The sequence below is a fragment of the Haladaptatus paucihalophilus DX253 genome (genome assembly GCF_000376445.1).
GTDB classification, from domain to species: Archaea; Halobacteriota; Halobacteria; order Halobacteriales; family Haladaptataceae; genus Haladaptatus; species Haladaptatus paucihalophilus.
Window position 1 is genome coordinate 2,147,337 of record NZ_AQXI01000001.1, and the last position, 20,074, is coordinate 2,167,410.

Here is a 20,074-nt window from a genome sequence, read left to right on the forward strand (position 1 = left end):
CGGTCTCGGTTGCAATAATGCTCGTTCTGAGTTTTTATTCTTGAAAACAGTGGAAAAATATATCTCTATGTATGATCTCGATACTTTTCGTCGTGTCCGAACGAGTCGTTTCGGTTGACTCCACGACGTTCCCCCCGAGCGCCGACGTATCCGTTCTTCGACCCCGAGTAAAACGCCACACCGCCGCCGGTTCCTGTCCCTTTATCGGGCCGAAGGCCGGAGTTCAGTGTGATGTCGGACAGAGCCTACACCTTGGACGGCGACTGGAACGCCCTCTACATCGACGGCGAATGGATCGACGGCGGTGACCGGGACGAAATCGACGTGACGAACCCGGCGACCCGAGAGCAAATCGCGTCCGTTCCGGCCGCTACCGAGGACGACGTAGACCGCGCCTACGAGGCCGCCGCGGAGGCACAGACCGACTGGGCGGACCAATCGCCGAACGAGCGAATCGGCGTCATCCAGTCCGCGCTCGACTTGCTGGACGAGCACCGGAACGACATTCTCCACTCGCTCGCGGTGGAGTCCGGAAGTGCGAACATGAAAGCGTTCGCGGAGTGGCAGACCGCGCGCGGCATCACCCAGCAGGCCGCCGAGTTCCCCTTCCGCGTCGGCGGCGAAATCAAGGACTCGATGATTCCGGGGAAGGAAAACCACGTCAAGCGAATCCCGATGGGCGTCGTCGGCGTCATCTCGCCGTGGAACTTCCCGTTCAACCTCTCGATGCGCGCCGTCGCGCCCGCGCTGGCGCTCGGCAACGCGGTCGTGCTCAAGCCCGCTTCGCCGACCCCCGTCACCGGCGGCCTGCTCCTCGCCAAAATCTTCGAGGAGGCCGGACTGCCCGAGGGACTGCTCAACGTCGTCCCCGGCAAAGGCTCGGAAATCGGCGACCGCATGGCGTCCCACCCCGAACTCGACGTCATGGCGTTCACCGGTTCGACCGAAGTCGGCAAACACGTCGCCAGCCTCGCGGCGGAGAACCTCGCGCTCCCCGCCATGGAACTCGGCGGGAACAACCCGCACGTCGTCACCGAGGACGCCGACATCGACGCGGCCATCGACTCGGCCGTCTTCGGGTCGTTCCTCCACCAGGGACAGGTCTGTATCTCCATCAACCGCCACCTCGTCCACGAGGACGTGTACGACGAGTACGTCGAGAAACTGACCGAGCGCGCCGAGTCGCTCCCCATCGGCGACCCGACCGACCGCGACAACGTTATCGGTCCCATCATCGACGAGGGCCAACGCGACCAGATGCTCGACTACATCGAATCGACGGTCGAGGAGGGCGCGACGCTCGAAACCGGCGGTCACCACGACGGTCTGTTCGTCAAGCCGACCGTCCTCTCCGACGCGACCAACGACATGTCCGCGTCGTGCAACGAGACGTTCGGTCCCATCGCGCCGGTCATCCCGTTTGCCTCCGACGAGGAGGCCGTCGAACTCGCCAACGCGACCGAGTACGGCCTCGCCGCCTCGGTCCACGCGGGCGACCTCGGCCGCGCGCAGGACCTCGCCGACGCCATCGACGCCGGGATGGTCCACATCAACGACCAACCCATCAACGAGGAACCCCACGTCCCCTTCGGCGGCGTGAAAGGATCCGGAATCGGCCGCTACGACGGTGACGCCATCGTGCAGGAACTCACGCAGGAGAAGTGGATTTCCGTGCAGCGCGACCAGCGACGGTATCCGTTCTAAATCGACCTTTTACGACGGTCACGAGCAGGAATGACGACGGCCGTCGTCATTCCTGCTGGTTCCCTGTAAAAGCTCGACCAAAAGCAGCGGAAGACGTTCCTGCTCGCTTACGCTGTGCGGGCATGCGACTTCCCAGCCTTCCTTCACTACGTTCAGGAAGACACTCCTCCCTCACCCCGCTCAGTCGTCGGCCCGCTCGCTTCCGAGGCGCTCCGCGCCTCGCGTCGCTCGCGGTACGATTGCTAGTTCCCTGAAAATACGGCGCGCCTATCGCTCACTTCGTTCGCTCGTAGTAGAACTTACAATTTTAACTCTCTATACGGAGTGCGAATCCCCACCCTGCGTACCCCTCGTTCTCGATTGAAAGCGTTTCTTCGAACCAATATTCTCCCGGTTCGAGGCAGTTTTCTGCCCAGTGGTCCCCCCAGATTTCCGCTCGACAGGAGAGAATATCTCCCGTTTCGACTTCCTTCCGCATGAGACCCAGCGGATGGCCGAAATCGTCGTCTGCGGGAAGATTCGGTTTCCAGCATTCGGGTTCGTCCGCCCGTCGTTCGTACCCGTTGGGGGACGGGAGCAGTACCAGACCGGTTTCGGGCCACGAACACCGGTGGGGCAGTTCGATTGGGACGGTGTTTCCGAACAGGAGTACCGACGCGTCTCCCTCCCACGTCACCCCGATTTCGACGACTGCCGTGGATTCCTCCGTGATATTCGCGGTAATCATCTCGACGGAAACGGTGGCTCTCGGGACCTCCGGTTGAGCCGTCCGACAGATTTGTACCGTTCTTGCACTGTCCATGTGCCCGACGACTACGGGACCGACCATCAAACGTGGTACCTATTCCGCCAGCGGGTCCTGTGGGGTGAACCAGTTCGCGACACCGCTCGGATTTGGATCGCGGTTCGCTCGAAACCGCGCCCATTCGACGGTAAGTTTGCCGAGAACCAGTACCGTTACGTACAGTATTTCGACGGTGTTATCGGTCAACACTTGCTTCGAAAGCCTTCCAAACACCGCCCAGACCCCGAGGTGGAAGAAAATGCCGACCGCCTGAAGCCCCTGTATGAACACGAACATGAAGAAGATAATTCGACAGGGGATTTCGAGGACCATGTGCGCGGACATCGACTCGTACTTTCGCTCTCTGAAGAACTCGAGCCGAATCTTGAGGAGTTGCGAGACGGCGATAACGAGAACCGACCCGGCCACGGTGGGTAAAATCGACGTCTCGATAGCTGAATCGTAGATGATGAGCGGAACGGCGGAGATACCGATTCCCCAAATCACCGACCGGACGACGACCTGCGTGTTTCGGCGGTATATCGGCGGCAACCACTCCGTGAGACGAACTCCCCCGGGTCGGTTCCCCACTTCGCTTCGTCCAACTCCCGTTTCCTGCTGACGCCCGGTAGAAAGAGCGTTCGTCCTTCCAGTACGATTCTTCGCGAAGCGAAGAGCGCTGCACCACCGTACAGGAGGAGCATGACCACGATTTCGAGCCAGTAGATTACCAGCAGTTCCCGGATTTGCCAGCCGAACGCGACGAACCCGCCGAGCGGAACCAGATTGGCCAGTAACGTCGGGACGAATCCAGCGACTGCTGACGATTTTCCCGTTCGTCGGGCGAACGTCATCGACTCACACAATATGTCAACAGATACTAGGGTATGCGCTCTCTCGAAGCGTGTCTATTTCGCTTCTGCTACTCCTTCGACGCTGATTCGACCACTTCCTTCTCCGACGCTTCGATGACCGTCCGTTTCGGAACGTCGTTCTCCACCTTCGGCCGACGCGTCAGCAACCGCTGGAGGAGCGTCAGCTCTTTCGGCGCTTCCTTCTCGATGGTGTGGTACTCGACGACGACGTTCCCCTCTTCCTCGCCGATTCGGAAGTAGTTCAGTCGGAACGACGGGTAGTACACCGGCGGGAGGATGCCGATGAGCGTCGAGGTCCGGTGCAGTCGCTTGAGCCACGTCCCGGTGTTGATGATGACCCGCTCGCCGACGTTCGTGAGCGAGACGCGGTGGGTGTGGCCGTAGATGTACGCCACGACGTCGGGATACTCCTCGAACACGTCCTCGGCGGCGGCGACGTAGGGAGCGTCCGACGGTTCCTCGGGTTTCTCTTTCCTGACGAGGCCGAACCGTTCGAGCGTCTTTCGCACGTCGCGGGCGAAGAAGTACAGCGGTATCGATATCACGAGCAGGAGCCCGACGACGACGAGGTTCACGTAGATGACGAACTCCACGACGTCGCCGACGACCCCCAACTGCCGGAGGACGGATGTGGTGAAGTTCGAAACGGCGTGTGACCCGACGACCCCGGACGCTTCGAAGACGAGGACGAGCAGGTAGATGAGGCTGACCTGAAAGAGCAACAGGAACGGCAGCGCGCCGTAGCGGAGGAACGGGTTCATCTCGCGGTAGAAGTAGTTCGACGCCATCCAGTCCGGTATCTCCTCCAACGGCGTGAGCGACTGGATGTCCTTGAGCCAGTTGTACTTCCCCCGCCCCGAGAGCTGTCCGGCCTTTCCGGTGATGTGGCGGTTGACGAAGTAGCCGAGCGGATTGGCGCGCGGGTTGCCGAACTCCGGCATTCGGTTGTGCGCGTCCTCCTGCATGCCGTGTTCGATCCAAATCTTCTTCCCGGCGACGCGTCTGGTCAGCGAGAGCGTCGGGTCGAGGGTGACGTTGTACTCGGCCAGTCGCTCCTCGTACTCGGGATATCCTGCCAGTTCCGCGTCGTGATTGCCGGGGATGAGCGTGATGCGAACGTTTTCGCCCGTCTTCCGGAACTGCTCGAACAGTTTCGGATGGTGTTCGACGAGCAGGTCGAACTTCGTCATGCCCGCCGACTGGGTGAACTCCCAGAGGCCGAACGCGTCGCCGAGGATTATCAGCTCGGCGTCCTCGTCCGTCGTTTCGAGCGTCCGTAGGAACTCGACGAACTCGTCTTCGAACTCACACTCCTGTAACTGCTCGTCGCCCCCGACGTGAAGGTCGCTGACGAAGTAATATGCGTCTGTCATCCTCCCCCGCTTTCGGAACACGACCGGATTGCGGAAAGCGGTTTCGTCCGGGAGAGTGGGTTTCGATGTCCTTTTAGGGAGGGACCGATATTCGTTCCGTATGGCAAACTTTCAGGTCGTCGTTGCTGACCCCGACTCCGGGGCGGCCTATCAGCGCGAAGTAGACGGACAGGACGCGAACCGATTCCTCGGCAAGTCCATCGGCGAGGACGTCGACGGCAGTGCCGTCGGTCTCGACGGGTATTCCGTCGAAATCACCGGTGGATCGGACAACGCCGGTCGCCCGATGCGCGACGACGTCGCCGGTCCGAACCTCAAGGACGTGCTCCTCGAAGGCGGTACGGGCTACAACCCCGAGCGAGACGGCGAGCGACGACGCATCTCGGTCCGCGGCAAGGAAGTCAGCGAGGAAGTCGCACAGCTCAACGTCCGTATCTCCGAGTACGGCGACGAATCCGTCGAGTCCCTCTACGGTGAGGGCGACGAGGAAGACGACGAGTAACGCGGCGGAACACTCAAACATTTACACCATCTTTTCACGACTATGACGCAACGGGTTTCTAGTGATACGACTGAAACCGTCAGGGCGACACTGGCGCAGGCGGGTGCGACGAACCGTGCGAACATTGAGATTCCTGCGGACGACGAGGATTCCTTTCCGGCGGACGAACTCGTCCGCGTCGTCATGGACGACACGGAGTATCGCGCCCGAATCGAACGGCCGCTGACCGGCGACGGCCGCCTCATCCGGGGGGTGTACGACACGCCGCGACTCGCGCGGAATCCGGGCGAGGGTGAGAACCGCCTCTCCGAGTGGTTCGCCGACAGCAACCGCTCGTTCGGCCAGTCGGTTCTCATCGACGTCGTTGAAGAGGGGTTCAAATACGGCATCCGCGAACCCGGTTCGCGGGCCGTCTACGAGGCGACGGAAGCGCCGACCGAGAGTCTCGCCGACATCGCACGGCAGGTTGACGACGAATGAGTGCCCGCGACGAGTTCCTCGCCGGTGAGCGTCCCGACGACGTTGCGCTCTTTCTCGCCGATTCGTTCGTGTCGGGGGACAAACTCGCCGACTACGGCGAATCGGTTCCGGGCGGTGTGCTGTTGGTCGTTCCGGGCGAGACCGGACGAAACGTGTTCAAGAAGGCGACCGGGATGGACGCGATGAGCTTTGCGAAGGAGGCGATGGGGACCGAGGGAACCGTCGCGGCGGACCTCGCGGGCGCTGACTGTCCGGAGGGGGACCACGACGTGGAGTTCGTCTTCGCGTTCGCCGAGGAGCAAAACGAGGAGGTCGGCGGCCTGTACGCCGAGGGCGACGTCATTCACGCGTACGCCTACTGTTCCTGTGGCACCTCGTTTTCCCACAAGTGGGTCGCTGGCGAGCGGTAGCCCGGAAATTCGGCAGGGTCGGCATTCGGCTTCGGGCGTCCGTCTCCGCACCTAATTAGTTAAATATATGCCTTCTTCCCCTCTCGATAGTGAAAACTGCATGGCGAATGTAGACCCGGTTTCTATCGGTCACGATTTTCCCGCTGCATTCCGTGTGCTCCACGTCGATACCGACGAGGACTTCCTTCGACTCGCCCGGGAGACGTTGGAACGCGAGGACGATATCGAGGACGTCATCGGCGTGACGAACGCCGACGACGCCGTCGAGTGGCTCTTCGAGCGTGACGTCGATATCGACTGTCTCGTCACTGAGTACGAACTCCGAGACGGTTCGGGGTTGGAACTGCTCGAAACCGTGCGCGAGCGCCGTCCGTACTTCCCGTTCATCGTTTTCACCGGGACGGGGAGCGAGGATGTCGCAAGCCACGCCATCTCGGCTGGCGCGACGAACTATCTCCAGAAGGGAACGTCCGGTGCGCGCTTCGTTACTCTGGCGTCTCAAATCACGCAAGCGGTGTCACACCGCCACGTGGAAAAACAGGTTCATCGAGGCTTTCGAGCCATCGACACGACCCGTGAGGGAATCGCGTTGCTCACGGACGACTTCCGGTTCAACTACGTCAACGACGCCTACGCCAACCTGTTCGAGTACGACGCGGAGACGCTCATCGGTCGAAACTGGGCGACGACGCTCACGGACGACGCCGTGGCCACCCTCTCGTCGGAGGTCGTCTCGACGGTCGATGCCGCCGGGGAGTGGAGCGGCGAAATCACGGGCGAACGAAAGGACGGACGAACGCTCGCGCTGACGCTCACGATTTCCGCCGCCCCGGACGACGAGTACGTGTGTGCGGTTCGGGACGTTACCGAACGGAAGGAGCGCGAAAAGGCGCTCGTAAGGGAGAACGAGCGTCTCGACGAGTTCGCGAGTCAGGTCTCACACGACCTTCGCGGCCCGCTCAGCATCGTCTACGGGTATCTCGACCTCGCCCGAAAAACGGGCGAGTCGGAGCACTTCGACGAAATCGAGCGAGCCGCGAACCGAATCGAGGCCATCATCTCCGACCTCCTCGAAATCGCCCGCGAGGGGCAAAAGACGCTGAAGCTCGAAACGGTCGTCCTCGACGAGTTCGCCGCCGACGTGTGGGACGGCATCGAAAGCGAGTCCGCGACCGTCGATACCGGCCCCGCCGACGGACGACTCCTCGCCGACCGCGACCGCCTGACGGAACTGTTCGCGAACCTGTTTCGGAACGCGGTCGAACACGGCGGCGACGACGTTACCGTCAGCGTCGGCTCGACGTGCGACGGGTTTTACGTCGCGGACGACGGTCACGGAATCCCGGACGAACACCGAAAACAGGTGCTACAGTCCGGCTACTCGACCGAAGAGGTGGGGACCGGTCTCGGGTTGAGCATCGTGCAGCAGATAGCCGATTCGCACGGCTGGTCCCTTTCCATCGACGAGAGCGACGCCGGTGGCGCTCGGTTTTCGTTCACCGGCGTCGAACGTCCCGACGCGTCGTGACCCGCATTCTCGCCGACATCGCTTTGCCCGTCCCGAGCGATTTTCGGGTATGGAAGAGCGTGTGCCCATCGCGGATTGGGGGGAAATCGAAACCAACCTTCGCCGGTTCGCACCGGACGTGGACGACCACGGGCCGAAACTCGTCGCGCGGATGGGCGTCGCCCGGTTCACCGTCGCGCGGGACGGCCACGTGACGGCCGGAATGCCGCTCCACGAGTTCGACGGACGGGCCGATTCGGTCGTCTTCGACCACGACGCGGGCGTGATTCGAATCGAGCGGGCGGGTCTGACCTACGTGTTCCGCAGGCCGTAGCGCAACCGACTTCCCGCCCCGCCGCAACCACCCGACAATGGCATTCGACGCGGTGACGGTCGGGAGCGCGCTGGTGGACCACGTGTACTCGCTGTCGAACCTCCCGGAACCCGACGGCGGGGCGTTCGTCCGCGACGAATCACGGTCCGCCGGTGGGGTCGCGGCCAACGTCGCCACCGCCCTCACGCGACTCGGACGGGAAACCGGCGTCGTCGCGCGCGTCGGCGACGACGAGGATGGTGCGTTCGTCGAAACCGACCTCGAAGACCGCGGCATCGACGCCACCCGCGTCCGCCGCGGCGACGAGGACTCTTCGTACTGTCTCATCCTCCGCGACCCCGACGGCGAGCGCATGATAATCGCTGGCGGTGATGCGGTCCCGGCGCTTCGACTGACCGCCGCCGACATCGAGTATCTTCGCAGAGCGCGGGTCGTCTTCACCAGCGCCTACGCGCCCGACGAGGCCGTTTCCCGCCTCGTCTCCGCACGCCGAAACGACGACCTGCCACCGCTCGCCTTCGACCTCGCCGGGCCGCTCTCGGAACTCGACGGCCGAGGCGTCACCCGCGAGACGTTGGACGAGGCGCTTTCCGTCTTCGACCTGCTGGTTACGAGCGAGGTGCCGGTCCGCTCGTACCTCGGCGTCGCTCCGCGCGAAGCGGTCGAGGAGTTCCGCGCCCGCGGCGTCGAGCGCGGCGCAGTCACCCGAGGACGGGACGGCGCACTCCTGTTCGACGATTCCGGCGTCACCGAGATTCCGGCCTTCGACGTGCCCGTCGCCGACACGACCGGCGCGGGCGACGCCCACACCGCCGGACTGATTCACCGGTGGCTCCTCGGCGAGCGGAGCGCGGAGGAGGCGGGTGAGTTCGCGGCCGCCGTGGCGGCGCTCAACTGCGGTGCGGAGGGTGCGAGGGGCGGATTCCCGACCGAAGAGGACGTTTTGGACTTTCTCTAACGCCGCGAGAGCAGCGCTTCGACCTTCGATTCGTCCACGCGGTTCGTCGTCTCGCCGCCCTCCTTGAGCGCCGTCCCGACGATTGCGCCGTCCGCGACGTCGAGGAGGTCGCGCACGTTCTCGGCCGTCGTGCCGCTCCCGAGGAGGACCGGCGCGTCCGACCCGAGTTCGTCCCGGCAGGAAACGACCGACTCCAGCATGTCGGTATCGACTTCGTGGCCCGTTCCGACGCCGCTCACGACCACGCCGTCCGCGCGGCCGCGGCCGAGGGTTTCGTCCACCAGTTCGGTCACGGGCCGGTCGGCCAGCGGCGCGGAGTGTTTCACGTCCACGTCGGCGAGAATCTTCACGTCGGAGTCGAGTTCGTCGCGGAGGCGGAGCGTCTCGTACGCTCGCCCCTCGACGACGCCTTGGTCGGTCAGGCGTGCGCCGGTGTGGACGTTCACGCGGACGAACTGGGCGTCGGCGGCCGTCGCAATCGAGAGGGCCGCCTCGGCGTCGTTCCGGAGGACGTTCACGCCGATTGGGCAGTCAACGGCCTGCCGGAGTTCGGTCACGACGCGGGTCATCGAGGCGACGACGTGTTTCGGCACGTCGTCGGGGTAGAACGGCGAGTCGCCGAAGTTCTCCACCATGATGGCGTCCACGCCGCTGGATTCGAGCGCGTGAGCGTCGGTGAGCGCGCGGGTCCGGAGGGCGTCGAAGTTCCCGTCGAAACCGGGTGACCCCGGAAGGGCGGACAGGTGAACCATGCCGACGATTGCGTCGTCAGTCTCGAAAATGCTCATACCGGGGCCTCGTCGCGCCCCGGATTAAACGAACCGAGTCGGTCGGCTTGCTGTTGGCGACTCGACACCACAAGGTTTCTACCGCCGTGGCCGCGAGTCACCGACGGTCGAAGCTATGACGGATACGACTCTGCAGACCGAGCGCGTGCCGCGATTGGTGCAGGAAATCCTCGGAGAACGGTCGGTCACGGACGTGATACCGGCCGACGAGGGGACCGACGACGTGTTCTTCGTCACCGTCGAGATGCCGGACGGAGACCGGAGTTGCGTGTTGAAATCCCGCTCGTTCGTGGACCCGCCGTCGTTTCGGGTGGAACCCAGAATTCTCGACTTCGTGAATCGTCGAACGGGGATTCCGGTACCGAACGTCCTCGGGTACGTCGACGAGCACGACGACCTGTCCGCACCTTTCTTCCTGATGGAGCGGGCATCCGGCGAGGCGGTTTCCGGTCCGACGTCGCTGACCGACGACGCCCTCTCTCGCACCGCGCGCGACGCCGGGCGACACCTCGGCGAACTTCACGCCGCCGCCACGTTCGACGGCTACGGATGGCTTCGGGCGGGGATGGACGCCGACGCCGAACCGAGCGTGGGCGACCTCTCGCTCGCCGACCTCGAACCCGACTGGCCCGCACGGGTTCGTTCCTACGCCGAGGCGAACCTCTCGCGTATCGAGGAGTCGGAGCGATTCGCCGACCTGACCGACGACCTGCGCGCCGGTCTGGATAGCCATCTCGAAGCCGTTCCCGAGGACCCCGAGCCGGTGCTCCTCCACGACGACTACCGCTTCGGGAACCTCCTCGTCGATTCGGAGACGGGTGCCGTTCGGACGGTCCTCGATTGGGGGAACCAGTTCACCGGCCACCACGAGTTCGACCTCGCGACGACGGAGCACTACCTGTGCGGTCGGCGTCCGCTCGACGCCGACCGCCGGGCAATCGTCCACGACGCGCTGTTGGACGGCTATGCGGAGACCAATGAACTGACCCGCGATGATGCGTTTCGTCGGCGACAGCGGGCCTATCGCTTCGTCGCGCAACTGTGCGCCCTCGCGTGGTTCGACCTGTGGTATCGCGGAAGCGACGACCCGGAAAAAGACGCGACGCGGCAGAAAGAACTCGCGCTGTCGTTGCTTCCCTGAACGCGGTTCGACTCCTTCCGTCGAACGGAGCGCGGAGCGTTTATTCGTCCGCTTCGTCCGTCTCGATCTCTTCGTCCGTCTCGCCCGCTTCGAACTCCGCCGCCTCGTCGTCTGCGTGTTTCAGGTTCCAGAACGCCTCCAGAATCACTCGTTTCGTCACCGCACCCTGTGTCGTCCAGTGGTGGGCGTAATCGAGCATGTCGTCGTAGATGCTCGGCTTGCACCCCGCCGCCTTCGGGTGGCCGCCCCCGTTGACTTGCCGTGCGACCTCGTGGCAGCGCTCGAACTCGTCGGTCCCGCGGATGCTCGCGCTCCCGGCGGGTTTGACGACGACCGAGGCGTCCGCGCCTCGCTCGCGCATCGCTTCGGCGACTTCGTTCTGCGAACAGCGACCGTAGGTGACGCCCACCGTCCAGTCGCCGATCTGTTTCATGTCGGCGCGCTCGACCGCCCGCTCGATGAGGGCTTCCTTCTCGACGCGCCGTTCCGCGAGGAACTCCTCGACGTCCTCGGGGAGGTCCGCGCCGTTGGCCTGGATTACCTCCATGTACTCCTCGGGTTCCGCCCAGTAGGAGTAGTCCGCGAGGTCGTCGCTCCGCGGGTCGTTCCGGAGCCACAGGTCGTGGTCCCGCGTGACTTCCGCGAGTTCGACGAGGTAGTCCGGGAAGTCGTAGTCGAGCGACCGGGCAACCACGTCGGCGGTGCACTCCTCGTCCGATTCGCCGATGACGAGTTCGATGCCGAGGGCTCGAATCGCGTCGGCCACCGCGTCGTCCCACTGGTGGTGGTCGAACCAGAACACTTCGTCCGCCTCCTCGACCAGCGTTTCGAGTTCCCGTGCGACCGGTTCGTAGGCGTCGGGACAGAGGTCACAGATGAACACGGTCGCGCCGGGTTCGCTGTACGCAACGACTCGTTCGAGCGCGTCCGCGAGGTCGTGCGGTCCCGCGTCGATGAGCGCCGTCTCGCCGTACGCCTCGCGGACGAGTGCCGTCGCGGCCAACCCGTCGGCGTCCGGGTCGGCGACGACCGCCCGCTCCGCTCCCGTCAGTTCTTCTTTCGCTTCCTGTTCTTCTTGTTGTGCTTCGAGCGAATCTGGAAAGAAAAAGCCCTCGCCCGGGAGAAGGGATTTCCGTTCGAGCGAGAGGTTCTCGTCGTCGATGACCCAATCTTTCATACTCCCACTCCGACCCCCGACGCAAAGAGTTCCCGGTTATGGGTCCCGATAGTTAGTCGTCCTACCGGTCGGATTCTCAACCGTTTTCGGGTCGGCTACTCGTACGTCCGGTCGATTCCGTTTCGGCGGAGGAGGTGACGAACCATGTTCAGGGTCCAGTTGACCCGCGTGTGGAGGTCCGTCCCGTACCGCGTCGTATCGAGGAGGTAGCCCGGAATTCCCATGTCCGCACTGACTTTGTGCATCAACACCGGCTTCGACCCGTCGAGGACCTCCCCCATCTTGAACTCGTAATACTCCGGGAGCGAGTCCGAGAGGTGATATCGGTTCATGTACGTCGCGGTTTTCGTCGCGTCGCGGTCCGCACCCTCCGCGAGCGTCGGATAGACGGCCTGTCCGTCACCGTCCGGTCCTTCGGCCTCGCGGTAAATCCCCTTCGAACTGTGGAGCGTCAACACCGTCTTCGGGTCGTGGTAGTCGATAGTTTCCCACAGCGTGCGGGCGAGCGCCGACGTCGGTTCGTGGCCCGAGGGGAACTGCCAATTCAGGTTCCCGTCGTCGTTCGAGTACGTTCCCCGCTCGATGGCGACCGGATTCGCGCGCGGAATCACGATGAGTTTCCCCTTGTCTATCGACCACGACGTAATCGCATCCGCGGCGCGGTACCCGGCCTCCTCGTTTCCGTGGATGCCGCCGACGACGACGGCCGTCGGTCCGGGTTCACCGGAGTTCGTGATGTGCACCTCCGTTTCGTCCTCCGTCCCCCGTCGAATCCGATAGGACGACCGTTCTTCCATCGCCGCCGCACCGATTCCGGACGCCGCCGTCGCCGCCGCGAGAACGCTCCCTGACTTCAAGAGAAATCCTCTCCGCGAACTGCCACCGGTAGACACTACTCGTTTCGATTTTGAACGCTGGCTGTCAACCATCTCAAAATAACACGACACATCGACTGTTATTATGGATTTCTAACGAAAAAATATATATTAATACAAACAGACAACAGGTTTCCAGCGCGACTGGAATCGTCCGCTTGACCGGGCGGCTCAGATGTCCACCGAACTGAACCGCCGGTAGCCGAGCACCACCGGAATCACGGCCCACGCGACAAGGACGAGGAGGGCGAACCACCCGGTGTGGTAGAACGTGCTCCCGACGTTCCCGTGTACCAACGTGTCCATCCCGGTCGAGTAGGCTTTGACGGGACTGAGGCTGTCGATGACGTTCGCCCACGCGGGCGGTGCGCCCCTCGGACTCGAAAACCCGTTGAGGACGTACCGAATCACGAGCGGAACCGACGACCAACCGAGAAACGTTAGCAGGAAGAACCCGACGCTCGTCGCCATCGCCCGATTGCTCGTCGGCGAGGCGGCGGAGAGACAGACCGCCGAACTCGTGTACGCCGCCGTGAGCAGGAACACGAGGGCGAGGAACGCGACGTACTCCACGACCGGCAGCGACCCGCCGAATGCGAGGAATATCACCGTCGCGGCGAACACGCCGACGAACGTGGCCGTTCCGACCACCGCGGCCCGTCCGACCGCTTTGCCCGCGATTACGTCCCGGCGGGTGTACGGAAGCGCGAGCAAGAGTTTCAGGCTCCCGAGTTCGCGCTCCGCGGCTATCGCGCCGTAACTCATCATCAACCCCGTCAGCGGCGCGAAGAAGACCAGTATTCCCATCTGTCCGAAGAAGTCCACCGTGCCGGGGTTCCGTGCATGGCTCATTCCGAGATACATCGGCACGGCGAGGAAGAGAACGAACCCGACGGCCGCGGTCCCGAGCGACCACTTCCGATGGGCGTCGAGGAAGTCCTTTTTCGCCATGACGCGCCAGTTCATGCCGGAACCTCCGTCGTGTACGTCGTGAACAGCTCTTCGAGCGACGCCTCCTCGGTGTCGAAGTCCAGAACGGTGTCGCCCGCCGACTCGATGGCGTCGAGGGCGCGCTTTTTCGCCCGGTCGGCACAGGCCACTACGAGCGTCGTCCCGTCGGCCGAGACGTGACCGACGCCCTCGACGGCGCGCACCCGGTCGAGCGTCCCCGACGAGAGGCGGTCCACCTCGACGGTCAGCGAGGCACCGCTCCCGACCGTTCGGCGGAGTCCGTCGATGGAGTCCACCGTGACCAACTCCCCGGCGTCGAGGATTCCAACGCGGTCACAGACGGCTTCGACCTGCTCTAAGATGTGACTGGAGAAGAACACGGTCGTCCCGCGGTCGCGCTCCTCCCGGATGATTTCGCGCATCGCCAGCGCGCCGTTCGGGTCGAGGCCGGTCGTCGGTTCGTCGAGGATGAGCAGGTCCGGGTCGCCGACGAGCGCCATGCCGAGGATGAGTCGCTGGGCCATCCCCTTCGAGAACCCCTCGACCCGTCGGTCGGCCGCTTCCGGGATGCCGACTCGCTGAAGGATTCGCATCGGGTCGTCGTCCACGCCGCGGGTTTCGATGACGAATTCGAGATGCTGGCGCGCGCTGAGGTGGTCGTAGGCGTGGTACGCGTCGGGGAGGACGCCGATTCGCTCGTGGACGCGGCGGGTGTCACGCTGGGCGTCGTGGCCGAACACGGTGACGGTCCCGCTCGTCGGTCGCACGTAATCGAGAATCATGTCGATGGTGGTCGATTTCCCCGCGCCGTTGGGTCCGAGGAAACCGAACACTTCCCCCTCTTTGATTTGGAGGTTCAGGTTGCGGAGGGCGACGACGTTCCCGAAGCGCTTGGAAACGTCGGTCAATTCGATGGCGGTCATGCCGCGAACATCGTAATCACCTGATATATGCTTTTATCACGCTTCGCTGGGGTCGAGTTGCCGAACCGTCAGCACGGGCGTCGGACAGGTCCGAACGACGCGCTCCGCGACGCTCCCGATGAGGAATCGGTTTTCGCCGTGTCGTCCCCGCGTCCCCGTGGCAACCACGTCCGCGTCGTGCTCGCGGGCGTACTCCCCGATTTCGGCGGCCGGGTCACCCTCCCTGACCGCTGTGGTGACGTTCCCGCCGTTGCGTTCGCTGACCGATTCGAGTGCCTTCTCGCCTTGCGATTCGAGCGCGTCCTGGAACTCCTCGCGGAGCGTTTCGGGAGAGGACTCGACCTCGCCCGCATCCACGACGTAGAGGGCGTGAACGTCGGCGTCGAATCGGTGCGCGAGGTCGAGCGCGACCGTCACTGCTCGTTCGACGCTCTCGGAGCCATCGGTGGCGATGACGACGGTATCTATCATCGTTTTTCCATCCTCCCTCATCGTTCTTAAAGACTGAGTGGCTAAATTGCGTCAATCCAAACTGCTAAGGTGCATGGTGCGTGTTATCAGGACGCCCGACGGGGCAAGGTTGCACTCAAACCGCAATCCCATCCGATTGCGGTTTGTTCATGGACTCTATTCTACGCCGCAGCGACGTCCGTACGGTTCCCCCACGGTAGTCGAAAAGGACCCTGTGGTAGTCGCAAAGGATCCCGCCGCAGTCGAAGCGGAATCCGCCGCAGCCGAAAACGACACCGACGGCGAGCGGCCGCCACGGGAGAAGGTTTTTGCCTCGTCTACGCGCAGCCACGGGTATGACCGAGTCGCCAGTCGAAGTGAATACGGTACTCGTTCCGGTGGACGGAAGCGACGAATCGGTGCGGGCCATCGAGTACGCGGTTTCCATCGCGGAGCGGTACGACGCCGCCGTTCACGCGCTCTACGTCTTCGGTGAAGAGGTATCCCGAGCCATCGAAACGGGCGCTATCGAGGAGGACGACATCATCGACGAAACCGAGTCGTTCATCGACAGCGCCCGCGCGGTCGCGTCGGAGTCGGACATCGAACTCCGCAGTTCCATCGCGTACGGGTTCTCGACGCGACGAAAACTCCAACATCCGGGGAGCGCCGTCCTCGACTGCGCCGACGAGATAGACGCCGACTTCATCGTCATCCCGCGGGAACCGCTCTCGGGCGAACCCGGCGAGGTGTTGGAGAAGGCCGCGGAGTACGTGCTCCTCTACGCCAGCCAACCCGTCCTCTCGATTTGATTTTCGCCCGTTTGTTCGCGCTGGAAGTTGTTGGGTCGCGCGCTAGAAGTTGGTCACTTTCGATTGAATCCGGCCGTCGTCGATTTTCGAGGTCGCCTCGTCGGAATCCCTGAAATACCGCGCCAGTTCGTCCATCCGAACCTCGTCGCTGTCGTGTAAGTACGCGATCTCAGTGAGGGATAGCGTCTCCCCCGATTCCAGTTTGTGCACCAACTGCTCGACGGTGAGCGACTGAAAGGTCGTGTCGAGTCGAACCGTCGCCACCCGTCCGTCCTTCGCCTCGGCCACGTTGATAGCTTCGTTCAGCACCGTTTCGAACTCCAGACTCGTATCCGTGGTCGCTCGGTACAGGAACGAAACCGCGGAGACGAGCGCGTCGAACGCTTCGGCTCCCTCCATGTTCTCGACCCGTTTTTCGAAGACGAGTTCGCGGTCGTGCTCCGAGAGGTGCTCGACGAGGAGTTCGAAGTCGAGAAGCGCGTCGAATATCCGGTCACGAATCCGCGCGCGGGTGTTCCGTTCCGACTGCGTGCTCGCAAGGTCGGACTCGCCGCGGAGGTACGCGCGGTCGGCCTCACTCAAAATACCTCGTGGTCGTGAATTCCCGTCCATAACTCGTTTCAGGTTATGAAATGAGACACTAGTATATATAAATAACCCCTTTTGGGTTATCTATCTGATGTTCTAGCAAAATGCTTATCGGATTGATTTCTGATAGATAACGTGATAACAGATGGATGAAACAGGAACGCGTGCCCGACAGGCCGATGCCGGGGATCAGTTGCTACACGTGGTAGTAGACGCCGAGACGATTCAAACGACGGTCGCGCTCGTCGATGCGTTGGTCGATGAGTGTCACCTCTACTTCGACGAAGACGGGATTCGAATCCCGGCGATGGACCCGGCGACCGTGGCCGCGGTCAACCTCACGCTGGGGCGTTCCGCGTTCGAAGCGTACGAAACCGAGGACGCTCACATCGGTGTCGACCTTTCTCGCCTCGGCGATATCGTCGGCATGGCCGACCGCGGGCAGTTGCTATCGTTCACGTTGGATTCCGAAACCCGGAAACTCGAAATTCGAATCGGCGAACTCACGTACGCCCTCGCACTTCTCGACCCCGGGACGGTTCGTTCCCCCCCCGAAGCGACCGACGTCGAATTCGAATTTACCGGGTCGGTCGTCACCGAATCCGGGGAACTCAGTCGCGCGGTGAAAGCGGCGGATATGGTTTCGAATCACGTCACGCTCGGCATCGACGAGGAACGGGACTCCTTCTACGCCGAGGCGACGGGCGATACGGACGACGTTTCGCTCGCTGTGCCCGCTGACGAACTCGTCGATTTTTCTCCCGGCGATGCCCATTCGCTGTTCTCCATCGACTATCTACGGGCCATCGACCGAGCGATGCCGAAAACTCCCGAAGTCAACCTCGAACTCGGAATCGACATCCCGCTGGCAGTCCGGTATCCGTTCGCCGACGGCGCGGGGTCCGTCGAGTATCTGGTCTCGCCGCGAATCGCCGCGAATTGAGGGATGTGGCGGTTCGGTCCTTCCCCTCGTCCGACTCTTCAAACGCGCCGTTCGACGCGCCATCGAGCACGGCGTTCGCGCAACCACCACCGAGCACTCGTCGTTCCCCTGAACCGCGATGACACAACGTTTTTACGCGAAAAACCCGCCCATCGGTGTATGGACGGTTCGACGCCGAACGCCACGGCGCACTCACGGGCGATGCCACATTGGGAGTCCGTCATCGCAGATATGGAAGCGACGACGGCGGAGTACGACGACGACGGGTGGGAAACCATGGAACTCCACCCCGGCGACGTGACGCCACTCTGGAGCGACGAGGACGGCGAGTTCGGACTGGACGTTCTCGTCCCCGACAACGAGTTCGAGGCGCTGGAGGAGCTGATGGACGGCGGCGTCTCGTTCGACGCCTTCGAAGTCTACCGCGCGCTCGCCGACGGACTCGTCTTCGCCGTCATCGTCATGGAGGACCGCGAGGACGAAACGGCGGTTCTCTACCCGGTGTACTACGACGTGCAGGGCGCAGAGGAGATGCTGGCCGACGCGATGGACGCGGGGACGATGTACTCGTTCGTCCGAACGCTGAGCGAGGACCGAATCCGGTTCACCCACGACGACCCCTCGCTGTTCCAACCGCCCGAAGAACCAGAGACCGAAGACGCGGAGTCCGCCGAAGAAACCGACGAGTAACCCTACTTTTCGCCGCCGATTTCGTGCCCGCAGTGTGGGCACTCCATCTCGTCGTGGCGCAACTCCTCGCTGGATTCGCGGACTTCGCGCATGACGCTCGAAATCTTGTCCTCGGCTGCGAGTTCCTCCGCCACCGCGAGGTCCACGCCCTCGACTTCGAGCAGAAACTTCGCCACCTCGGTCACCTCGTACATCACGTCGTCCAACTCCTCGGCGGTGAAGAAGCCGGACATCGCGCCGTAGAGGAACGTCGCTCCCGCTTTCCGTATCTTCTCTTCGAACGCCGACCGCGCTTGATTCACCGCCTGCGGGGTGTACGTGTCGGTCATGAACGGGACCAAGTAGGGAAGGTTGTTCCCGATTTTGGTCATCTCCACGCCGGTTTCGGTTCGGAAGTCGGCACAGAGGCGCGCGATGGCCCACTCACGGGCGGTGATGTAGGTTCGGTCGCGGAGGAACTCGTTGACCCGGTCGTACTCCGCCCCGTCCATCTTCTTGAACCGCGCGTACTTCTGCACCTCCGGCGGGATGTCCGGGGTCGAATCCGTCCCGCCGCCGGCCGTCGCGCCGTCATCCGCCGGTTCGCTGGCGGCGTCCGTCGGTCCGTCGTCGGTACCGACCGCATCCGTCGCTGTTTTGTCGGTACCGGCCGCATCCGTCGCCGCTTCGTCGGCCAACTGCTGTGAAACCCCTTCGTTCGTCTCGCGGGGCTGCTCTTCGTCTCCGTATTCGTCTTCGGCCTCCGGTTCGGGCGGGGAGGGGTCGTTCGACATATCCCGTCGTTACCGAGCGGGGTGCAAAAGCGTATCGCACCCAACTGTTTTGATACCCGGCGGAAATGGAGGTAGTATGAAGGTCTTATTGGGAATCGGCGGGAGCGACGACTCCCTCACCGCGCTCGAACGGACGGTATCGCGCGCGGTCGCGGCCGGCGATGAACTGACGGTCGCCATCCTCGACAATCCACAGAGCGACCGCTCGAAGGACGAAATCCGCGAGAAAGCGAACGCGGTGCTGGACGATTCCGAGTTGGAGGCGTCCGTTCGGGACGTTTCGGGAGACCCCGGAAGTCGCCTGCTCGACATCGCGGAGAGCGAGGGTTTCGACCAGATAGTCCTCGGCGGCGGCCAGCGCAGTCCCATGGGGAAGATTCGACTGGGCCACATCGCCGAGTTCGTCCTGCTGAACTCCCACGTTTCGGTGAAACTGGTACGATGAACGACGACCGACGCTTCCCCGACGACCCCGCTGGCCCCTTCCCGGAGCCGCCGCAGACGTTCACCGACCGCGAGGGACGCGACATCGAAATCCGGCCCTTCGAGGAGAGCGACACGGAACCGCTCGTCTCGATGTACGTCGATTTCGACCCGGCCGACCGCGCACAGGGAATTCCACCGGCCACGGAATACCGGGTGCGCGACTGGGTGGAAACCCTGACCGGGGGGGACGGCCTGAACGTCATCGCGTGGAACGACGACGACGTTGCGGGCCACGCGACCCTCGTCCCCGACGGTAACTCGTCGTACGAACTGGCCATCTTCGTTCATCAGGATTACCAGCGCGCGGGTATCGGTTCGCACCTCATCCGCACGCTCCTCGGCTACGGGCGAGCACAGGACATCGACAAAGTGTGGCTGACGGTGGAGCGATGGAACCGCGCCGCCGTCAACCTCTACCGGAACGTCGGGTTCGAAACCGCCGACGCCGAGAGCTTCGAGTTGGAGATGGTTCTCCGACTGTAACGGTTCTTTTCGTTCGCGTGTCGTATGCTACACTCAACCGAACGGCTTTTCCTCACGCGACTACCAT

Annotated in this window: 25 protein-coding genes; 13 read left to right on the plus strand and 12 right to left on the minus strand. The window is 63.2% G+C overall.

Annotated elements, in window-relative coordinates:
- The first annotated feature begins 231 nt into the window (after positions 1-231).
- Positions 232-1,704: an aldehyde dehydrogenase family protein gene (locus B208_RS0112005; protein ID WP_007980162.1), complete on the plus strand. Its 1,473-nt coding sequence runs from the start codon at positions 232-234 to the stop codon at positions 1,702-1,704.
- A 307-nt stretch (positions 1,705-2,011) separates the two neighbouring features.
- On the opposite strand, the gene B208_RS0112010 is transcribed toward B208_RS0112005, so the two are convergent.
- The 4 genes from B208_RS0112010 to B208_RS0112025 all read right to left on the minus strand — a co-directional run bounded on the left by B208_RS0112010 (position 2,012) and on the right by B208_RS0112025 (position 4,736).
- Positions 2,012-2,431, minus strand: coding sequence for a hypothetical protein (locus tag B208_RS0112010; RefSeq protein WP_139025509.1), 420 nt, complete (start codon positions 2,429-2,431; stop codon positions 2,012-2,014).
- 114 nt (positions 2,432-2,545) lie between these two features.
- Positions 2,546-2,995, minus strand: coding sequence for a DUF6498-containing protein (locus B208_RS0112015; RefSeq protein ID WP_007980160.1), 450 nt, complete (start codon positions 2,993-2,995; stop codon positions 2,546-2,548).
- Positions 2,992-3,342 carry a DUF6498-containing protein gene (locus tag B208_RS0112020; RefSeq protein WP_007980159.1) on the minus strand — a complete coding sequence of 117 codons (351 nt, stop codon included), beginning with the start codon at positions 3,340-3,342 and terminating at the stop codon, positions 2,992-2,994. Before B208_RS0112020 ends, B208_RS0112015 begins: the two co-directional genes overlap by 4 nt.
- Positions 3,343-3,410: 68 nt before the next feature.
- Positions 3,411-4,736: a metallophosphoesterase gene (locus B208_RS0112025; protein WP_007980158.1), complete on the minus strand. Its 1,326-nt coding sequence runs from the start codon at positions 4,734-4,736 to the stop codon at positions 3,411-3,413.
- A 100-nt stretch (positions 4,737-4,836) separates the two neighbouring features.
- Between B208_RS0112025 and B208_RS0112030 the strand changes: the two genes are divergently transcribed.
- From B208_RS0112030 to B208_RS0112055, 6 genes are all read left to right on the plus strand, one after another.
- The gene (locus B208_RS0112030; RefSeq protein ID WP_007980157.1) at positions 4,837-5,238 is read left to right on the plus strand and encodes a 30S ribosomal protein S6e; all 402 of its coding nucleotides are present in this window, start codon (positions 4,837-4,839) and stop codon (positions 5,236-5,238) included.
- 42 nt (positions 5,239-5,280) lie between these two features.
- On the plus strand, positions 5,281-5,718 hold the full coding sequence (locus tag B208_RS0112035; protein WP_007980156.1) for a DUF7112 family protein: 438 nt from the start codon (positions 5,281-5,283) through the stop codon (positions 5,716-5,718).
- The gene (locus tag B208_RS0112040; RefSeq protein WP_007980155.1) at positions 5,715-6,128 is read left to right on the plus strand and encodes a DUF5807 family protein; all 414 of its coding nucleotides are present in this window, start codon (positions 5,715-5,717) and stop codon (positions 6,126-6,128) included. Before B208_RS0112035 ends, B208_RS0112040 begins: the two co-directional genes overlap by 4 nt.
- A gap of 100 nt (positions 6,129-6,228) precedes the next feature.
- Positions 6,229-7,656, plus strand: a complete 1,428-nt coding sequence (locus B208_RS0112045; protein ID WP_232423784.1) for an ATP-binding response regulator — start codon at positions 6,229-6,231, stop codon at positions 7,654-7,656.
- A 49-nt stretch (positions 7,657-7,705) separates the two neighbouring features.
- Positions 7,706-7,969 carry a hypothetical protein gene (locus tag B208_RS0112050; RefSeq protein WP_007980152.1) on the plus strand — a complete coding sequence of 88 codons (264 nt, stop codon included), beginning with the start codon at positions 7,706-7,708 and terminating at the stop codon, positions 7,967-7,969.
- 37 nt (positions 7,970-8,006) lie between these two features.
- On the plus strand, positions 8,007-8,927 hold the full coding sequence (locus B208_RS0112055; protein WP_007980150.1) for a carbohydrate kinase family protein: 921 nt from the start codon (positions 8,007-8,009) through the stop codon (positions 8,925-8,927).
- Here the strand turns inward: B208_RS0112055 and B208_RS0112060 are convergent.
- Positions 8,924-9,715, minus strand: coding sequence for a BtpA/SgcQ family protein (locus tag B208_RS0112060; RefSeq protein ID WP_007980148.1), 792 nt, complete (start codon positions 9,713-9,715; stop codon positions 8,924-8,926). The genes B208_RS0112055 and B208_RS0112060 overlap by 4 nt on opposite strands.
- Positions 9,716-9,830: 115 nt before the next feature.
- On the opposite strand from B208_RS0112060, the gene B208_RS0112065 reads away from it, so the two are divergent.
- Positions 9,831-10,856 (plus strand): phosphotransferase family protein, encoded by a 1,026-nt coding sequence (locus tag B208_RS0112065; RefSeq protein ID WP_007980146.1) that lies wholly within the window; start codon positions 9,831-9,833, stop codon positions 10,854-10,856.
- A 40-nt stretch (positions 10,857-10,896) separates the two neighbouring features.
- On the opposite strand, the gene B208_RS0112070 is transcribed toward B208_RS0112065, so the two are convergent.
- From B208_RS0112070 to B208_RS0112090, 5 genes are all read right to left on the minus strand, one after another.
- Positions 10,897-12,033: a DHH family phosphoesterase gene (locus B208_RS0112070; protein ID WP_007980144.1), complete on the minus strand. Its 1,137-nt coding sequence runs from the start codon at positions 12,031-12,033 to the stop codon at positions 10,897-10,899.
- A gap of 95 nt (positions 12,034-12,128) precedes the next feature.
- Positions 12,129-12,890, minus strand: a complete 762-nt coding sequence (locus tag B208_RS0112075) for a M14 family metallopeptidase (RefSeq protein WP_007980142.1) — start codon at positions 12,888-12,890, stop codon at positions 12,129-12,131.
- A gap of 189 nt (positions 12,891-13,079) precedes the next feature.
- Positions 13,080-13,874, minus strand: coding sequence for an ABC transporter permease subunit (locus tag B208_RS0112080; RefSeq protein WP_007980141.1), 795 nt, complete (start codon positions 13,872-13,874; stop codon positions 13,080-13,082).
- Positions 13,871-14,782: an ABC transporter ATP-binding protein gene (locus B208_RS0112085; RefSeq protein ID WP_007980139.1), complete on the minus strand. Its 912-nt coding sequence runs from the start codon at positions 14,780-14,782 to the stop codon at positions 13,871-13,873. The genes B208_RS0112080 and B208_RS0112085 overlap by 4 nt, the downstream gene beginning before the upstream one ends.
- Positions 14,783-14,818: 36 nt before the next feature.
- On the minus strand, positions 14,819-15,253 hold the full coding sequence (locus tag B208_RS0112090; protein ID WP_007980137.1) for a universal stress protein: 435 nt from the start codon (positions 15,251-15,253) through the stop codon (positions 14,819-14,821).
- 335 nt (positions 15,254-15,588) lie between these two features.
- Between B208_RS0112090 and B208_RS0112095 the strand changes: the two genes are divergently transcribed.
- The gene (locus B208_RS0112095; RefSeq protein WP_007980135.1) at positions 15,589-16,044 is read left to right on the plus strand and encodes a universal stress protein; all 456 of its coding nucleotides are present in this window, start codon (positions 15,589-15,591) and stop codon (positions 16,042-16,044) included.
- A gap of 42 nt (positions 16,045-16,086) precedes the next feature.
- On the opposite strand, the gene B208_RS0112100 is transcribed toward B208_RS0112095, so the two are convergent.
- On the minus strand, positions 16,087-16,626 hold the full coding sequence (locus tag B208_RS0112100) for a hypothetical protein (protein ID WP_232423785.1): 540 nt from the start codon (positions 16,624-16,626) through the stop codon (positions 16,087-16,089).
- A gap of 151 nt (positions 16,627-16,777) precedes the next feature.
- Here B208_RS0112100 and B208_RS0112105 point away from each other — a divergent pair, with 151 nt between their 5' ends.
- A complete protein-coding gene (locus B208_RS0112105) occupies positions 16,778-17,575 on the plus strand; it encodes a DNA polymerase sliding clamp (protein WP_007980131.1) in 798 nt (265 codons plus the stop codon).
- A 159-nt stretch (positions 17,576-17,734) separates the two neighbouring features.
- Positions 17,735-18,265: a DUF7529 family protein gene (locus B208_RS0112110; RefSeq protein ID WP_007980129.1), complete on the plus strand. Its 531-nt coding sequence runs from the start codon at positions 17,735-17,737 to the stop codon at positions 18,263-18,265.
- Between the two features lie 2 nt (positions 18,266-18,267).
- Here B208_RS0112110 and B208_RS0112115 read toward each other — a convergent pair whose 3' ends face one another.
- Positions 18,268-19,038 carry a DUF5806 family protein gene (locus B208_RS0112115; RefSeq protein ID WP_007980128.1) on the minus strand — a complete coding sequence of 257 codons (771 nt, stop codon included), beginning with the start codon at positions 19,036-19,038 and terminating at the stop codon, positions 18,268-18,270.
- A 76-nt stretch (positions 19,039-19,114) separates the two neighbouring features.
- Here B208_RS0112115 and B208_RS0112120 point away from each other — a divergent pair, with 76 nt between their 5' ends.
- Together B208_RS0112120 and B208_RS0112125 are read left to right on the plus strand one after the other, a co-directional pair.
- Positions 19,115-19,483 (plus strand): universal stress protein, encoded by a 369-nt coding sequence (locus B208_RS0112120; protein ID WP_007980126.1) that lies wholly within the window; start codon positions 19,115-19,117, stop codon positions 19,481-19,483.
- Entirely contained in the window at positions 19,480-20,007 is a 528-nt protein-coding gene (locus B208_RS0112125; protein ID WP_007980124.1) for a GNAT family N-acetyltransferase, read from the plus strand. Before B208_RS0112120 ends, B208_RS0112125 begins: the two co-directional genes overlap by 4 nt.
- Positions 20,008-20,074: the final 67 nt, after the last annotated feature.

Bases quoted from the DNA above. Each gene is read 5' to 3' on its own strand.
- B208_RS0112005 (WP_007980162.1), top strand. From the start codon at position 232: ATGTCGGACAGAGCCTACACCTTGGACGGCGACTGGAACGCCCTCTAC.
- B208_RS0112010 (WP_139025509.1), bottom strand. From the start codon at position 2,431: ATGATTACCGCGAATATCACGGAGGAATCCACGGCAGTCGTCGAAATC.
- B208_RS0112020 (WP_007980159.1), bottom strand. From the start codon at position 3,342: ATGACGTTCGCCCGACGAACGGGAAAATCGTCAGCAGTCGCTGGATTC.
- B208_RS0112025 (WP_007980158.1), bottom strand. From the start codon at position 4,736: ATGACAGACGCATATTACTTCGTCAGCGACCTTCACGTCGGGGGCGAC.
- B208_RS0112030 (WP_007980157.1), top strand. From the start codon at position 4,837: ATGGCAAACTTTCAGGTCGTCGTTGCTGACCCCGACTCCGGGGCGGCC.
- B208_RS0112035 (WP_007980156.1), top strand. From the start codon at position 5,281: ATGACGCAACGGGTTTCTAGTGATACGACTGAAACCGTCAGGGCGACA.
- B208_RS0112040 (WP_007980155.1), top strand. From the start codon at position 5,715: ATGAGTGCCCGCGACGAGTTCCTCGCCGGTGAGCGTCCCGACGACGTT.
- B208_RS0112045 (WP_232423784.1), top strand. From the start codon at position 6,229: ATGGCGAATGTAGACCCGGTTTCTATCGGTCACGATTTTCCCGCTGCA.
- B208_RS0112050 (WP_007980152.1), top strand. From the start codon at position 7,706: ATGGAAGAGCGTGTGCCCATCGCGGATTGGGGGGAAATCGAAACCAAC.
- B208_RS0112055 (WP_007980150.1), top strand. From the start codon at position 8,007: ATGGCATTCGACGCGGTGACGGTCGGGAGCGCGCTGGTGGACCACGTG.
- B208_RS0112060 (WP_007980148.1), bottom strand. From the start codon at position 9,715: ATGAGCATTTTCGAGACTGACGACGCAATCGTCGGCATGGTTCACCTG.
- B208_RS0112065 (WP_007980146.1), top strand. From the start codon at position 9,831: ATGACGGATACGACTCTGCAGACCGAGCGCGTGCCGCGATTGGTGCAG.
- B208_RS0112070 (WP_007980144.1), bottom strand. From the start codon at position 12,033: ATGAAAGATTGGGTCATCGACGACGAGAACCTCTCGCTCGAACGGAAA.
- B208_RS0112080 (WP_007980141.1), bottom strand. From the start codon at position 13,874: ATGAACTGGCGCGTCATGGCGAAAAAGGACTTCCTCGACGCCCATCGG.
- B208_RS0112085 (WP_007980139.1), bottom strand. From the start codon at position 14,782: ATGACCGCCATCGAATTGACCGACGTTTCCAAGCGCTTCGGGAACGTC.
- B208_RS0112090 (WP_007980137.1), bottom strand. From the start codon at position 15,253: ATGATAGATACCGTCGTCATCGCCACCGATGGCTCCGAGAGCGTCGAA.
- B208_RS0112095 (WP_007980135.1), top strand. From the start codon at position 15,589: ATGACCGAGTCGCCAGTCGAAGTGAATACGGTACTCGTTCCGGTGGAC.
- B208_RS0112105 (WP_007980131.1), top strand. From the start codon at position 16,778: ATGGATGAAACAGGAACGCGTGCCCGACAGGCCGATGCCGGGGATCAG.
- B208_RS0112110 (WP_007980129.1), top strand. From the start codon at position 17,735: ATGGACGGTTCGACGCCGAACGCCACGGCGCACTCACGGGCGATGCCA.
- B208_RS0112115 (WP_007980128.1), bottom strand. From the start codon at position 19,038: ATGTCGAACGACCCCTCCCCGCCCGAACCGGAGGCCGAAGACGAATAC.
- B208_RS0112120 (WP_007980126.1), top strand. From the start codon at position 19,115: ATGAAGGTCTTATTGGGAATCGGCGGGAGCGACGACTCCCTCACCGCG.
- B208_RS0112125 (WP_007980124.1), top strand. From the start codon at position 19,480: ATGAACGACGACCGACGCTTCCCCGACGACCCCGCTGGCCCCTTCCCG.